Source organism: Sphaerisporangium melleum, from assembly GCF_014646695.1.
GTDB lineage: Bacteria > Actinomycetota > Actinomycetes > Streptosporangiales > Streptosporangiaceae > Sphaerisporangium > Sphaerisporangium melleum.
The window spans coordinates 84,484-98,720 of the sequence record NZ_BMNT01000037.1 but is presented as its reverse complement, the minus strand read 5'-3'; the positions used below and the strand labels follow the sequence as shown (position 1 = coordinate 98,720).

The following is a 14,237-nucleotide window of genomic DNA, read 5'->3' as shown; positions in this document are numbered from 1 at the left end:
GTCGAGGTGCTCTCCAGCGACGGCATGTCCATCGAGATGCGCGACACCGACGAGGACGTCTTCCGCGCGGCGGAGGAACTCGGCATCGACCTGTCCCGGCGCCCCAACGAAGGGGCGATGAACGTCGAGGAGATCTGAGCGGCGACGCCTGCTCCCCGCTCCTGACGTGGGGGCCTGCCCTTGGCGGCAGGCCCCCACGCCTCATGAGGAGGCGGGTCGGCCGGGCACGCGACGCTCGGCCCGGGACGGCCCGCCGGCCGTGGCGGCGAAGGGACCGCCGGTGCCGAACACCAACCGGGCGAAGTTCTCGCCGATGCGGCGGTGGCCCGCGGCGTCGGGGTGAACCTCGTCGGGCAACGGGAGTTCCGCGTAGTCGCTCGCGCCGTAGAGGTCACGGCCATCGAGGTGGTGCAGGTTCGGGTCCTCAGCCCTGCGCTGATCGACGATCCGCGCGAGTTCGGCGCGGATGACGTTGAGCGTCAGGCGGCCGGCGGCGCGCTCGGCCGGATCGCCCGTGGCCCGGAACCGCAGGGTCCCGCCGTCGAAGACGGGCGCGAGCGGGCCGGGGGTGTCCTCCTGGACCGGGCACAGGATGGGCGAAACGACCAGCAGCGGAGTGGCCGGATGCCCCTCGCGGATGGTGTCCAGGAAGCCGTGGACCGCGGGGCTGAAGGCGCGCAGGCGCATCGCGTCGCTGTTGACGATATTGATGCCGACCTTGACGCTGATCAGGTCCGCGGGAGTGTCCCGCATCGCACGGGCGGTGAACGGATCCAGCAGCGCGCTGCCACCGAACCCCAGGTTGACCAGTTCCACTCTGCCCTGGGCGGCTGCCAGGGCCGGCCAGATGGCGGTCGGATGGGCGGCGTTCGAGCCCTGGCTGATGGAACTGCCGTGGTGCAGCCACACCCTGCGCCCGCACTCGCGCGCCGGCTCGACCGGGGCATCGGTGCGCAGGGCGATCAGTTCGGTGATCTCGTTGTGCGGAAGCCAGATCTCGACCTCCTTGTCACCCGCCGGCAGGCCGGTGAAGCGGGCGGTGCCGGCCGGTCCCTCGTGCACTTCGGCGGTCTGGGAGACCATGTCGGTGATCGTGCGGACTCTGCCGCCGGGCACCGTGGCCTGGGCGGTGAGACGGCCATCGACCAGCAGGTCGTACACGCCGTCCGGTGGGGCGGGAAAACCCCGGTAGACCCGCTTGGTGGGCAACGTGTCCAGTTCGATGGTGGTGGCCCGGGTGCGGAACGCCAGCCGCACGCCCGAGGGCTGCGCCTCGGCCATGGCCAGTTGTCCGTCGGGGATCTGCCGGCGTGCCCGGGCGGGCAGCCGGTGCGGCAGCAGGCCGTGGGCGGTCGCCTCCGCATCGAGGAGGCCGCGCAACATGCCCGCGGTGACAGGTGTGGTGATCCGGTCTTGCTCGGTCATCTGAGATCTCCGGGGAAACCGCCGCCGTCCGGCGGAGGAGGATCGGGCCCCTGCGGGGGCACAGGTGTTCGTGGTTCGTGCGCGCCGGTGTGCGCGGGCGCGGCGGACCGTCTGCACGGCGGCCCGCCGCCGGTCAGGGGGTGGCCGGGTTCCGTAGCAGGGCGTCGAGGCGATCCACGATCCAGGCCCAGGATTCCCGCGGGTCGACGGGAGTGTGACCGAAGCCCCCGGCCTGCTCCAGGCTGACATAGCCGTGGAAGACGCTGCCCAGCATCCGTACGGCGTGCGTCTGCTCCGGCTCGGTCAGGTCGTAGCCGCGCAGGATCGCGCGCGTCATCTGCGCGTGCCGGACGCCGGCACTGGCGGCCGCCGTCTCGGGGTCGAGCCGGAGCCGGGCGGCGGCGTAGCGGCCGGGGTGCTCCCGGGCGTAGTCGCGGTAGGCGTCCGCGAATGCGGCCAGGGCGTCCTTGCCGGCCCGCCCGGCCAGGGCGGCGGCCACCCGGTCGGCGAGTTCCTCCAGGGCGAACAGGGCGATCCTGGTCTTGAGGTCCCGGGCGTCGTTCAGGTGGGAGTACAGACTGGCGACCTTGACGCCGACCCGCCGGGCGAGCCCGGAGACCGTCACCTGGTCGAAGCCGATCTCGTCGGCCAGTTCCGCTCCTTCCCGGGTCAGCCGCTCCGGGGTCAGCCCTGCTCTGACCATGACCTTCCTCCCTTCCGACTACAGCCATTATGCATTTGCCTAATAGCTTTAGGCAAATGGGCCTGTCCTTGAGGAAGCGGCCGACCGGCGCCATCGCGGCGGGCGAACCTCGGGCGATCACCGGTCGTCTCACCTGTATGAGGAGATTGCCGCTGGTGGTGGTGCTGGCACTGGCCGGTGTCGTGCCCGCCGCCTCAGCGCCGGCCGGCCTGCCGCGCCCCGCCCGTCCGCTGTGGCCCTACCCGGAGCGGCCGTGCGCGCAGCAGCCCCGTACGCCGGCCCCCGGCCGGTTCGGCGCGGAGGAGACCTTCGGCGGCCAGGAGCCCACCGACATCACCGGCGTCGCCTTCGAGCGGCGCGGCGGGCACACGGTCGCGGTCGCCGCGAGCCCCGGGGGCACCTGGACCTGGGCGCTGCCCGGCCTGACCCCGATCGGCGGCCGCGGGCCCGCCCGGCCGCTCGCCCCCGAGGCGGCGCCGGCCGGGCGGATGAACGGCCGGACGGTGCGGGTCACCGCCGGCGACGAGTTGCGCGCCGTCGACCCCGCGACCGGCCGCCGGGTGGGGCGGGCGATCTACCTGGGTGAGGACAACACCGTGCGCGGCCTGGTGGTGTTCCCCCGCGACGGCCGGCTCATCGCGGCGGTGAACGACGACGGCGGCGACGAGAACGAGCCGGGCCCGGACCACCTCACGCTGTGGGACCTGGCCGCGGGCACCAGGGCCGGGGTGATCGAGGGCGACTTCGCGACCGTGCGCAAGGCGACGATCGGCGGCAGGACCGTCCTGCTCACCCCCAACCTCGGCGGGTACGCACCCGCGGGGGGCGCGGCCTTCCCGCCCGCCGGCACGGTGTCGGTGTGGGACGCGGCGACCCTGAAGGAGATCGCCCGGCTGCCCGGCAACCCTCCGCCGAGGAGCCTGCATGACCCTTCTTCCCGCTCGGTGCGCGAGGAGGTCCGTCTGGCCGTCGGCCGGCTGGCCGGCAGGCCGGTCGCGCTCACCGGGGGCGCCGACAACACCGTCCGCCTGTGGGACCTCACCACCGCGCGCCCGATCGCCGCCACGACCCCGGCCGGGCACGTTCAGGAGATCGTGGCGTTCACCGTCGCCGGCCCCGACGACCGCAAGGTCGTGGTCTCCGCCGGCGCGGACGGCGCGGTCATGGTGTGGGACCTGGCGACCCGGCGGCGGATCGGTCCCCCGCTGCCCGGCCCCGCCGGGGTGGAATATCCGGTCTTCACCGGCGCCTCCCAGGGCGAGCCGCTCATCATGACCCTGGACGGCGGAGTACGCCACTGGCGGCTGGACGCGGCGGGGCGTTTCACCCCCGCACTGCCGGGAGCCGGCGCGGCCTTGATCATCTCCTTCCACGGCCGGCTCGCCTACCTGGGCGAGGAGTCCGGCCGGCTGCGCCTGCGCGACCTGGCCACCCGCACCCCCATCGGCGCACCCGTCCCGGTCGGCCGCGATCAGCCCGCCGCCCGTGCGGTCGTCACCCGGCTGGCCGGCCGCGACGTGGTGGCCGATGTGCGCAGCCGGATCAGGATCTGGGATCTGGCCACCGGCCGCCGCATCGGTGTGATCCCCGGCGTGCGGTCCTTCCCCAGCCGGGACGCCCCGGCCGCCGCCGCACAGGCGCGCTGCACGACACTCCTGCTCAGCGGCGCGGAGAAAACGGTCCGGGTCTGGGACCTGCGCACCGGAGGCGAATCCGCCCCGCTCGTCCACGGCGCGCTGGTCGGCCAGATCGAGACCGGCGTCATCGGCGACCGCCCGATCGCGGTCACCACGGGCGGGGACACCGTGAAGGTCTGGGACCTGACCGACGGCACCCTGATCGCCTCCCCGATCCAGGTGGGCCCCCGCTACGGCACCGTTCACCTGGTACAGGTGGACGGCCGCACCCTGCTGATCCGCGGCGGGCGCGACGAACGCCTCAGACTGTGGGACCTGGGCGGCCGGCGCGACGACGGCCCCGCGACGGCCACCCCGCGGCGGACGAGCTGATCACCGGGTGTGATCGGCCACTGGAGCCCGGCGAGGCCGATCTTGCTGAGATCGCGTTGACGGTCATGGCGACCTGATCCCGGCGAGCGCGGCCGGGCCCGGAGCTCCCGGATCGCTGCCGCTCACTCCACTCCGGCGCATGCCCGCGCCTCTGCCAGGTACCGCGCCACCGGGCCCAATGTCAGCATTCCGCTCGCCGCGCCGGCGTCCTCCGCCCGGGCCTCGCTCAGGGCGGCCGCGGCGCGTGCGGCGATCTCGCGCTCGCCCAGGCGTACGGCGGCGCGCGCCATCAGGCACCACATGGCCTCCTGCATGTGGTCGCGCGGTGGTTCGGGCACCGCGGCCAGGGCGGTACGGGCCTGCTCGCCCCGGTCCTGGGCGAGCAGCACCAGGGGCCGTGCCCAAGGCCGGTACGGACCCCAGTCCAGATGCGGGGCGGTGGGCGCGGGCCGGTCGTGCAGCAGGCGCAACCCCAGCAGGGCGAGCGGGAACAGGCCCCGGTGCAGCCCCGGCATTCCGGCCGGGCGCAGGGCGTCCTCGCAGGCCCGGTAGTGCGCCGCGGCCGTGGCGGCGGCCGGTCCACCGGGTTCGGTGCTGCGGGCGGCCGTGATCCGGGCCTGCGCCCACCCGGTGAGGACGGAGACCAGGGGCGACTCGGTGGTGGCGGCGAGCTGTTCGGCGGCCGCGGCGTGCGCGGCCGCGGCGTCCAGGTCGCCGAGGGCCGAGGCGGATTGCAGGCGGACGAGCCGGCCGAGTACGGCGAAGTTCGGCAGCGCGTACCGGGTGGCCAGCTCAAGGATCTCGGCGCCGATCCCGTCCCGCACCGCCGCGAGCCCGGGGCGGGTGAAGGACTGCAGGAACACCCCGTTGAGGGCGAAGACCAGCAGCGCGGGATCGGCCAGGTCCCGTGCCAGCGCCTCGGCGCGCAGCGCCGCCTGCCGTGCGCGCCTCGGCTCGGTCCCGGACAGATCGGCGCTGCGGCTCTCGACGGCGATCGTGGCCAGCAGGCGGCAGGACAGGTCGGCGGGGCCGCCCGCGCCGAGCGCGGTGAGCGTGCGCTCGGCGGCCGCGACGACGGCGCGGGACTGCTCGGGGTCGTCGGCCCGGCTCCAGATGGCGGGCACGTCGTAGGCGCCGATGATCCGCGCGGTCAGCGACAGGTCTCCTGTGCGTTCGGCCGCCTGGATGGCGGCCAGGCGGTCACGCCGCGAGTGGACGAGGGCGTCGCCACCCGCCAGTGCCAGGGTGCGGGCCAGATCCACGGTGGTACGCGGGCCGAACCGGGCACCGGAGCCGGTCCACGCGGGAGGCGCGCCTTCCAGAGGGACCGATCCGCTGAGGATGTCCATCTCCAGGCGCTGAAGATCGGCACCGGGATCCAGACCGAGCTGATCGACGAGCATCGTACGGGCGCGGCGGAGGGCGGCCAGCGCGTCGGCCCGGCGGCCCGCCCGGTGCAGCGCGCGGGCGAGCAGCCCCCAGGCCGGCTCGCGCCACGGATGCTCGGCGACGTGAGCACCCAGCTCGGCGACCAGATCGGCCCCCTCGCCTGCGTCGAGAAGGATACGGGCGCGCAGTTCCACCCCCTCCAACCGCAACTCCAAAAGCCGGGCCCGCTCGCGCTGCGCCCATGGGGACTCGGGCACATCGGCGTAGGCGGGCCCGCGCCAGGCCGCCAGAGCCTCGCCGAGGTCGGTCACCGCGCCGCGGTCGCGGCGGGCACGGGCCAGGGTGTCCTGGAACCGATGGACGTCCACGTCCGCACGCGGCAGGCGCAGCGCGTAGCCGGGACCTTCGGTGACGATCACGCGCGGTGGATCACGGGGCGGCCGGGCGGGTTCGAGGGCACGGCGCAGCGCGGCGACGAACGTCCGCAAAGCGCCCACCGCGCGGGCCGGCGGATCGGTCCACAGGTCCTCGACCAGGGTGTCGGTGGTGACCATCCGTCCCTCGGCGGCGACGAGCCGGGCCAGTACCTCACGATGGCGGGGTCCGCCCAGATCGACCGCGCTGCCATCGTCGCGGAAGGCCCGCACGGCACCGAGCGCGTCGATTCGCATGCCCCCATCCTTCCTGCCAGGGCCGGCCGCGCCGAACCGTACTCATCGGCTGCTGATCGCCGTCCCCCAGGCTGGTCCGGTCGGTCCCCCACCAGATAAGGAAGGCCTTTCATGACGCCCACCATTCCCGGCTTCGACCACGTTCGCCTGCCCGGGGCGGACGGTGTGGAGCTGGCCGCCGCCGTCGGCGGCAGTGGCAGCCCGGTCGTGCTGTTGCACGGCTTCCCGCAGACCCACCTGATGTGGCGGCACGTCGCCGGGCGCCTGGCCGCCGAGCACACGGTGATCTGTCCTGACCTGCGGGGCTACGGCGCCAGCGGCAAACCGCCGGCCACCGGCCCTGAGGTGTACGCCAAGCGCACCATGGCCGCCGACGTCGTGAGCCTGGCGGCGGCGCTCGGTCACGAGCGCTTCGCCCTCGTCGGCCACGACCGGGGCGCCCTGGTCGCCTTCCGGGCGGGGCTGGACCACCCTGACACCATCACGCACCTGGGCATCCTCGACATCGTGCCGACGCTCGACATGTGGAACGTCCTGCATGGCGTCTCGGCGGCGGTCGGCTACCACCTCTTTTTGATGGCGCAGCCGCCGGGCCTGCCGGAGGTGATGATCGCAGGCAGCGCGGAGGCGTTCTTCGGCTCGTTCCTGGACGCCTGGGCGGGCGACCCGGCCGCCCTGCCGCAGGACGTGCGCGCCGAGTACCTGCGGGCGAGCGCCGCGGCGGTGACCTCGATCGTCGCGGACTACCGGGCCTCAGCGGGCATCGACGTCATGCACGACCAGGCGGACCTGGACGCCGGGTCGCAGCTGGCCATGCCCGTGACGGTCGTCCAGCAGGACTGGGGCGCGCGGCTGGGCTACGACGCCGCCGGGGTGTGGAAGGCGTGGGCGCCGGACCTGGACCACCGGCTGACCCGGGCGGGGCACTTCATGGCGGAGGAGGCACCTGAGGAGATCACGATGGTGATCCAGGGCCTGCTGGCCCGCTGACCTCGGCGAACCGCCTCCGGCCGCCGAGCTGATGGGCCCGCGCGTCTTCGCCCGCCGGTTTCCTGGCGGCCACCGGCCACCCCTGCCCGGGCACGGCCGCGCGACCAGAGGAATCGCTGCAGATCATCGAAGCGCGCATCGAGGACGTGACCGGCGCCCCCGGATTTCGGTTCGGCGGTCTGGCTGCGCGGCCGGTCACCCGGGGCCGCGGCGTCCTGCCGGGCGGCCACCGCCGGGGGTTCAGCCGAGACCGAGGCCCGGCCATCTGGGGAGCCGGCCCGCCGCGCTCGCCCCGTTCCCTGCCCTGCCGCCGCCGCGGCAGGCGCCGGGAGCATGGAGGGCCGAGCGGCCCAGGAACGCCAGCGCGCACTCCGAAGGGCTGCCCCTCTCGGCCTGGAAGGTGACGAGCTTCAGCCCCGGGCTGCCGTCGATGCTCAGCACCTGCATGGTGGTGAACAGATCTCCCATCACCGGGTGATGGAAGCGCACCGGGGCGCGGGTCCTGCTGCGCACGTCGTGGCGCTCCCAGGCGCGGCGGAACTGCTCGCTGGCCTGCGACAGCTCCGACACCAGCTCATCCAGCGCCGGGTCGGCGCCCTCCGGACCGGCCGCGGCGCGCAGGTGGGCGATCTTCCGGCGGGTGTCGGTCTCCCAGTCCAGGTAGAACTCCCGGGCCCTGGGGTTGAGCACGGCCAGCCGCAGCAGGTTGTCGCTGTGCTCCAGGCCCTCGTACAGGCCGCGGGCCACCGCGTTACGCACCAGCACGTCCAGCCGGGGGTTCACCACGTAGGCCGCCACGGCGTCCCAGGCCTCCATCAGCCGGACGAGGTTGGCGTCGACGCGGGCATCGGGCTCGGACCGCTCGTACTCCTCGCGCCGGTGGCAGCGCGGTCGCGCCAGCTCGTACAGGTGCTCGGTGGCCTCGGCGTCCAGGCGGAGCGCGCGGGCGATGGCCTGCAGCACCTGATCGGAGGGCCGGCGCTCCCTGCCCTGCTCCAGCCGGATGTAGTAGTCGATGCTCACCCCGGCCAGCAGCGCCACCTCCTCGCGCCGCAACCCCGGCGTCCTGCGGCGGGTGCCGCCGGGCACGATGCCCACCTGCTCTGGCGTGGTGAGCTCCCGCCTGGCCCGCAGGAAGTCTCCCAAAGGCCTGTCACGGTCCATAACCCACGGTACGGCTCGCAGGGGAGTGCACCGAACGACCAGGTGACGGCCCTGCCGGGGGAGCCAGCCATGGCGATGTGGATCACACTCGGTCGATCGGGCGGCCGGGCGGTGCGCCGGCCGGAGCCTGAGGCAGGCAGGCGCCGTTCGCCGTGCCGGCGGCCGGGGTCACCCTCCGATGCCGCGGTGCCACCGGATCTCGCCGTCATGCCATTCGCCGGTGGGGGTGAGACCGGCGGCGGTGGCGACGGCGGCCGACGCCCGGTGGTCTGGATGGATGTGGGCGATCACGCTGTGCACGCCTTGCCCGCAGAGCCAGGCGAGCAGACCTTTCGCCGCCTCGGTGGCGATGCCTCGTTTCTGCCACGGGGTTCCCACCACCCAGGCGATCTCGGCGACGGGGCCGTGCCGGGAGGGGCCGACCGTCGCCTGGACGGTGCCCGTCAGGCAGGACTCCTCACGCAGCCGGATCACCCAGTTCAGCCAGGACACCTGCGGATCGGGCGAGCCCGCGGTCATGCGCCGGTAGCGCGAGCGCAGGGCCTGCGGGGTGTCGGGAGTGCCGCCGGTGAAGGCGTGCAGGGCCGGGTCGGACAGCACCAGGGCCATCTCCCCGGCATGGGAGACCCGCAGCGGCAGCAGGTCCAGACGCCCGGTGCTCACGGCGGCGGCCGCGAGGATGCTCATGAGCTCACGCACCGGCCCGGTGGACCGCGGCCTCGATCTGGGCGAGCTGTGCGGCGAGGATCTCCTCGAACGCGGCGCGGCGGTCCGCCCCGAGAGGGCGGACCTCGCGGGCGAAGTGGGCCAGCGCGGGGAAACGTCCGGGGTCGGCGCCGAGCACCGCGACGCCGAACAGCTCCATGCCCTGTTCGTACTCCTCGGCGGTGATGGTGCCGACCCCGGCCTCGGAGGTGATCAACGCCACGATGAGCACCGCGAAACCGGCCGCGCCGGGACGGACACGCCCGGCCCCTCATCACCACGCGTGGGACGATGACGGCGCATGTCAGGCTCCGCGGCGGCGGGGGGAGCGCCGCCCGGCGCGGCGGACGGAGGCGGCCGGTGCCACGCCCGCGGGCGGCCAGTGCGCCGGAGGCGACAGCAGGGACGGCAGCCGGGTCGCGGTGTCACCGCGTGCGGCGCCGACCTGCGACCGGGTCAGGAAGACCGCGCCGGTGAGGTCGGCCCCGGAAAGATCGGCGCCCCGCAGGTCGGCGCCGATCAGGTCGGCCAGCCGCAGATCGGCGCCGCGCAGGTCCGCCCCGATCAGGTACGCGCCGCGCAGGTCGGCGCCGTGCAGATCGGCCCCGCGAAGCGACGCCCCGATCAGGTCGGCGCCCCGCCGGTTCTTGCCGGGGCGCGGCGCGCCGGCGCGCACCAGCTCGCTCACCCCGAGCAGCAGCGGGTTGATCCGGTTGCGCCACTGCTCAACGTCCGTGCGCGCCAGCTCCGCCGCCTCCCGGCGGGTGACCTGCTCGACCTCGGCCAGTGCCCGGCGCAGCTCGCCGTGCAGCGGGCCGGCCGCCGGGCGGGCCAGCGCCTCGGTGAGGTACCACAGCAGCTCGTGCAGCTGCCGCATGACCGGGAACACCGCGAACATCGGCCCGGCCACCTGCGGCGAGCCGCGCCAGTCGCGCCCGGCGAAGGTCACCTGCGAGACCTTCTGCCCGGCGCCGAAGCAGTCGTAGGCGACGCATCCGGGGTAGCCGCGCTCGCGCAGCTCGCCGTGGATGCCGCAGCCGAAGTCCGCGCGCAGGTTCGCGCACGGCCGCCCGGCCGGCTTGTCGGCGGCGAAGTCCGCCGAGGCCGAGAACGGCAGGGCGACGCAGCACAACCCGAAGCAGTCGCCGCACCGGCCGTGCAGCGCGGCCGGCCCCTCCGGAACCGGCCCGTGGCCGTGCGTGTCGGACACCCTGTCGCATCTCCTCGCGCCCGCCGGCGCCGCCCGCCGGCGCGGCCTTCCAAGGCTAGGGCCCGCCCGGCGTCCCCGGCGCCGCGCGGGGGTGCGTGCGCCGGCCGCATCCCGCCCGGGCCGGCTCTTGCGCGTGTTCTGCGGGCCTGGCGAGGTCCGATGGATCCTCGCCGTGCGGCGAAGCGGCGTCCGCCCTGCCGGGTCAGTGGGTGGGCAGGGTCAGCCCGTACCGTGCCACGACGTCGTCCAGCCAGCCCGGCCGACCGTAGGTCAGGCCGTATCGGGCGGCGAGGGCGGCGAATCCCGGCGCCTGCTGCGGGCTTCGCCCGCCGGACGGCCCGGCGGCGGCGAGCAGCTCGCCGAGTTCCCGGAAATAGTCCTCGAAACCGCCCGGCGTGATCACCTCGATGATGCGGCCCGGCGTCGTCCCGGCGTTCCACATCGCGTGCATCTGCCCCCGTGGCTTGGTGATGTACCCGCCGGGCCCGAGGACGACCTCCTGCTCGTCGGACCGGAAGCCGATGCGGCCTTCCAGCACGATGGAGTGCTCGTCCTCGCGGGTGTGCAGGTGGGGCGCGGTGATCGCGCCGACGGCGAACGGGTGTTCCACGATGGCCACCTCGCCGCCCACGTCGCTGCCACGGATCTTCAGAACCGCGCCGAACCCGGGGATGGTCACCTGCTCCCCGCCCCCGGGCGGTACCACGCGCACCTCTGGTGCGCCGGCGGTGCCCATCACCTGCCCGCGGTCACCCGCGCGGTCAACGGACCCCGCCCGGTGAAGCGCCCGGCGGCCGTGCGGCCGTGGGCGCGCGGCGTCCCCGCCGGCCGCCACCGCTGCGCGGGGTCGGCCGCGGTCGCCGCCCATGTGCCCTCGCCGCCTTCGGGGCGGAACCGGTGCTCCGGGCGGGTGATCTCCAGCACCCGCTCCAGCGTCCCGCGCACCGCGAGCAGCCTCATCGAGCCACCGGCCCGCGTCGCGCGCTCACCCGCCTCGCAGATCGCCTCCAGCCCGCTGGAGTCGCAGAACCGCAGGCCGGAGGTGTCCACCACGAGGTTCACATGCCCGCGGCCGATCAGATCCGCCGCACTGGCGGCCAGGACGTCGGCCGTGGCCAGATCGAGCTCGCCCATGAGCGCCAGGACGGCGACGGGCGGCCGGTAGGCGATCGAGACCTGCAACTGTGCGGACATCTGTGGCCTTTCATCCGATTCGGGATGCAGGTACGAACGCTACCCGGCCGATCTCAACCCGCGGGTAAGGCCGCCGGCCGTCCGGTATCCCGAAATGGTCGAGAAACGACAACGAACCCCCGTCTCCCGCCAAGTCGGTAAAACCCCATGTGATCACGACATGTCAGGTTGCGGGGCGGGGTGGGCGCCCTCACCCGTCTGCGCCGGCATCGCCCGCGGCGCCCGCAGCACACCCGCCGCCGCCGCGGCGGCCACGCAGCAGGCCACGGGCAGGAAGAAGGCGATGTTGAGCGGGACGAGCCGGGTCAGCGGCCCGATCACCATGGGCCCGGCCAGCATGCCCAGATACCCAAGGCCCGCGACCCGCGAGACGTTGGTCGCCGCCGCGGCCGGATCGGCGTGCCCCGCCGCGCTGAACAGCTGCGGCACGCAGCCCGACAGCCCCAGGCCGAACACCCCCCACCCGGCCAGGGCGAGCGGCGCCCACGGCGACAGCGCCGCCACTGCGAGCCCGGCCCCGGCGGCGCACGCGCCGTACCGCACCACCACCACCGGCCCGAACCGCCCGGCCACCCGGTCGGCGAGCAGGCGCCCGGCCGTCATGGCCGCGGCGAACGCGCCATAGGCGAACGCCGCCACCGCCACCGGCGCCCCCAGCACATCACGCAGGTGCAGCACGCTCCAATCGTTGGCCACTCCCTCGCACATCATCAGCATCAGCGCCAGCACCGCCAGCACCCAGATGCGCGAGGAGACCGCCCGGCTCCTGCCGCCGCGCCCGGCCGGCGCCTGCCGCGCGGCGGCGTCCCCGCCGGGCAGCAGCGCGAAGGCGGCCGCCACCGCGACCGCCACACCCGCAAGCGCCACCACGCCGAACGTCACCGCCGGCGCCCATCCCCAGCTCAGGGTGCGCGCGCCCACCAGCGCCGCCAGCACGCCGCCGACCGAGAACACCGCGTGGAAGGCCGACATGACCGGCCGCCCGTACCCGCGCTCCACCCGCACCGCATGGGCGTTCATCGCCACGTCCACCCCGCCGTTGCCGAGCCCGAGCGCCAGCAGCGCCGCCCCCAGCGACCACGGGCCGGTGGCCAGCCCCGGGAGCACCAGCGCCAGGCTGCACGCGGCCGCCGACACCGGCAGCACCACCCGCGCGCCGAACCGGTCGGCCAGCGGCCCCACCGCCTGCATGCCGGCGAACGCCCCGCCGCCCAGCACCAGCAGCAGCGTCCCGAGCACGGCATGGCTCACCCCGGCGCGGTGCTCCACGACCGGGATGTGCACCACCCACATCCCCATCACAAAGCCGTTGACCGCGAAGTAGCCGAAGGTGGCCGCACGGGCGAGCCTCAGCGATCTGTCCATATATCGAACATAACGAACAGCTTCGATGTTCGTAAACTAGCGAAACGAACTAGTTCGGTGTTCAATAGGGGAATGGCGACCACCGACCGACTCAGACGGATCACCGACGCGGTACGCGCCGCCGGCACCATCGGCGTCGCCGAACTGGCCGCGCTCACCGGCGCCTCGGAGATGACCATCCGCCGCGACCTGGAGGTCCTGGCCGAGCAGGGCGTGCTCGAACGCTACCGGGGCGGCGCCAGAAGCCTGCTCCTGCGCGGCGAGGGCCCTCCGTTCCCGCTGCGCCGCCAGGAGGCCCAGCACAGCAAACGGCGCATCGCGGCCGAGACCGCCGCACTCATCGCCGACGGCGAGTCCGTCGTCCTGGACAGCGGAACCACCTGCCTGGAGGTCGCCCACGCCCTGCGCGAGCGCCGCCTGACCGTCATGCCGCTGTCGCTGCACGCCGTCAACGCCCTGACCGGCGCCCCCCACCTGACGCTGCTGGTGCCCGGCGGCGAGCCCCGCCCGGCCGAGCTCACCCTCACCGGCCCGCTCACCGAGGCCTCCCTCGCCGCGCTGCGCTTCGACACCGCCGTCATCGGCTGCTGCGGCCTGACCGCCGGTGACGGCCTGACCGCCTACGACCTGGCCGACGCCGCCGTCAAACGCGCCGCCATCGCCTCGGCCCGCCGCGTCATCGCCGTCGCCGACGCCGCCAAACTGTCCCGCACCGCCCTGGCCCACGTCGCCCCCGCCGCCGCCCTGCACGCCGTCATCACCGACCGCGACGCCCCCGACGAGGAGACCCGCGCCCTGGCCGCCGCCGGCGTCACCGTGCGCAAAGTCTGACCCGCGAGCCGGCCACCCGCCGATTCCTCCGGCGCCGGCGGCGCGTCCTCACTGCGCCCCCGCCCGGCGGGCGCCGCGGCCGGCGCGCCGCATCAGCGGACAGGCCGCTACCGCTACTCCGGACAGCCGTGGGGGCCGACGCTCTGCCCGGCACCGACCACCGTGATCCGGGCAGGGCTCTCCGGCACCATGGCGGCGGCCGTGCACACGATCTGCGCGACGGCCAGGGTGGACAGTTCACCGGCCGGAGTGGACAGGGTCACCACGAACCGGCCGGCCGGTTCGGCGGCCACCGAGAACGGAGCGGCTTCGGCGGGGACGTCGCTGGACAGTCCGGCCGCCCGTTCCGCCGTGGAAGGGCCGGCGGCCAGCAGCGCGAGCAAGTCGGCTGGGGACGCCCGGTGACCGGGCCGGGTCACCGCACTGACCCGGCCGTTCTTCACCAGATAGAGGGTCATCTTCATCGTCGGAGCGACGCGCCCGCGAGGCGGGTCGCCGACGCTGATGGCGTCGCTGGGCTGCACGCCGCAGCCGGTCAGGGCGGCGATCGATACGAGGCCGGCGGCGAGCACGCCGCGGAC

14 protein-coding genes are annotated in these 14,237 nt (G+C 74.7%); 3 read left to right on the top strand and 11 right to left on the bottom strand.

Annotated features, from left to right (window positions below; genetic code table 11):
- Positions 1-201 precede the first annotated feature (201 nt).
- Together IEY93_RS28695 and IEY93_RS28690 are read right to left on the bottom strand one after the other, a co-directional pair.
- Positions 202-1,425, bottom strand: a complete 1,224-nt coding sequence (locus IEY93_RS28695) for a GDSL-type esterase/lipase family protein (RefSeq protein ID WP_189166255.1) — start codon at positions 1,423-1,425, stop codon at positions 202-204.
- Positions 1,426-1,558: 133 nt separating this feature from the next.
- Positions 1,559-2,128, bottom strand: a complete 570-nt coding sequence (locus tag IEY93_RS28690) for a TetR/AcrR family transcriptional regulator (protein ID WP_189166254.1) — start codon at positions 2,126-2,128, stop codon at positions 1,559-1,561.
- Positions 2,129-2,265: 137 nt separating this feature from the next.
- Here IEY93_RS28690 and IEY93_RS28685 point away from each other — a divergent pair, with 137 nt between their 5' ends.
- Positions 2,266-4,137: a WD40 repeat domain-containing protein gene (locus IEY93_RS28685; RefSeq protein WP_189166253.1), complete on the top strand. Its 1,872-nt coding sequence runs from the start codon at positions 2,266-2,268 to the stop codon at positions 4,135-4,137.
- A gap of 122 nt (positions 4,138-4,259) precedes the next feature.
- On the opposite strand, the gene IEY93_RS28680 is transcribed toward IEY93_RS28685, so the two are convergent.
- The gene (locus tag IEY93_RS28680; protein WP_189166252.1) at positions 4,260-6,197 is read right to left on the bottom strand and encodes an AfsR/SARP family transcriptional regulator; all 1,938 of its coding nucleotides are present in this window, start codon (positions 6,195-6,197) and stop codon (positions 4,260-4,262) included.
- Between the two features lie 111 nt (positions 6,198-6,308).
- Here IEY93_RS28680 and IEY93_RS28675 point away from each other — a divergent pair, with 111 nt between their 5' ends.
- A complete protein-coding gene (locus tag IEY93_RS28675; protein ID WP_189166251.1) occupies positions 6,309-7,187 on the top strand; it encodes an alpha/beta fold hydrolase in 879 nt (292 codons plus the stop codon).
- 240 nt (positions 7,188-7,427) lie between these two features.
- Here IEY93_RS28675 and IEY93_RS28670 read toward each other — a convergent pair whose 3' ends face one another.
- The 7 genes from IEY93_RS28670 to IEY93_RS28640 all read right to left on the bottom strand — a co-directional run bounded on the left by IEY93_RS28670 (position 7,428) and on the right by IEY93_RS28640 (position 12,825).
- Positions 7,428-8,351 (bottom strand): helix-turn-helix domain-containing protein, encoded by a 924-nt coding sequence (locus IEY93_RS28670; RefSeq protein ID WP_189166250.1) that lies wholly within the window; start codon positions 8,349-8,351, stop codon positions 7,428-7,430.
- Between the two features lie 168 nt (positions 8,352-8,519).
- Positions 8,520-9,038 (bottom strand): GNAT family N-acetyltransferase, encoded by a 519-nt coding sequence (locus IEY93_RS28665; RefSeq protein WP_189166249.1) that lies wholly within the window; start codon positions 9,036-9,038, stop codon positions 8,520-8,522.
- A 4-nt stretch (positions 9,039-9,042) separates the two neighbouring features.
- Positions 9,043-9,279: a hypothetical protein gene (locus tag IEY93_RS28660; RefSeq protein ID WP_203968943.1), complete on the bottom strand. Its 237-nt coding sequence runs from the start codon at positions 9,277-9,279 to the stop codon at positions 9,043-9,045.
- An 81-nt stretch (positions 9,280-9,360) separates the two neighbouring features.
- On the bottom strand, positions 9,361-10,266 hold the full coding sequence (locus IEY93_RS28655; RefSeq protein WP_189166248.1) for a pentapeptide repeat-containing protein: 906 nt from the start codon (positions 10,264-10,266) through the stop codon (positions 9,361-9,363).
- Positions 10,267-10,468: 202 nt separating this feature from the next.
- The gene (locus tag IEY93_RS28650) at positions 10,469-10,972 is read right to left on the bottom strand and encodes a cupin domain-containing protein (RefSeq protein ID WP_203968941.1); all 504 of its coding nucleotides are present in this window, start codon (positions 10,970-10,972) and stop codon (positions 10,469-10,471) included.
- A 29-nt stretch (positions 10,973-11,001) separates the two neighbouring features.
- Positions 11,002-11,460 (bottom strand): STAS domain-containing protein, encoded by a 459-nt coding sequence (locus IEY93_RS28645; RefSeq protein ID WP_189166246.1) that lies wholly within the window; start codon positions 11,458-11,460, stop codon positions 11,002-11,004.
- A 153-nt stretch (positions 11,461-11,613) separates the two neighbouring features.
- Positions 11,614-12,825, bottom strand: coding sequence for an MFS transporter (locus tag IEY93_RS28640; protein ID WP_189166245.1), 1,212 nt, complete (start codon positions 12,823-12,825; stop codon positions 11,614-11,616).
- A 72-nt stretch (positions 12,826-12,897) separates the two neighbouring features.
- Between IEY93_RS28640 and IEY93_RS28635 the strand changes: the two genes are divergently transcribed.
- Positions 12,898-13,656, top strand: a complete 759-nt coding sequence (locus IEY93_RS28635; RefSeq protein ID WP_189166244.1) for a DeoR/GlpR family DNA-binding transcription regulator — start codon at positions 12,898-12,900, stop codon at positions 13,654-13,656.
- A gap of 113 nt (positions 13,657-13,769) precedes the next feature.
- Here the strand turns inward: IEY93_RS28635 and IEY93_RS28630 are convergent, their stop codons facing one another.
- The gene (locus IEY93_RS28630; RefSeq protein ID WP_203968939.1) at positions 13,770-14,228 is read right to left on the bottom strand and encodes a GerMN domain-containing protein; all 459 of its coding nucleotides are present in this window, start codon (positions 14,226-14,228) and stop codon (positions 13,770-13,772) included.
- Positions 14,229-14,237 lie beyond the last annotated feature (9 nt).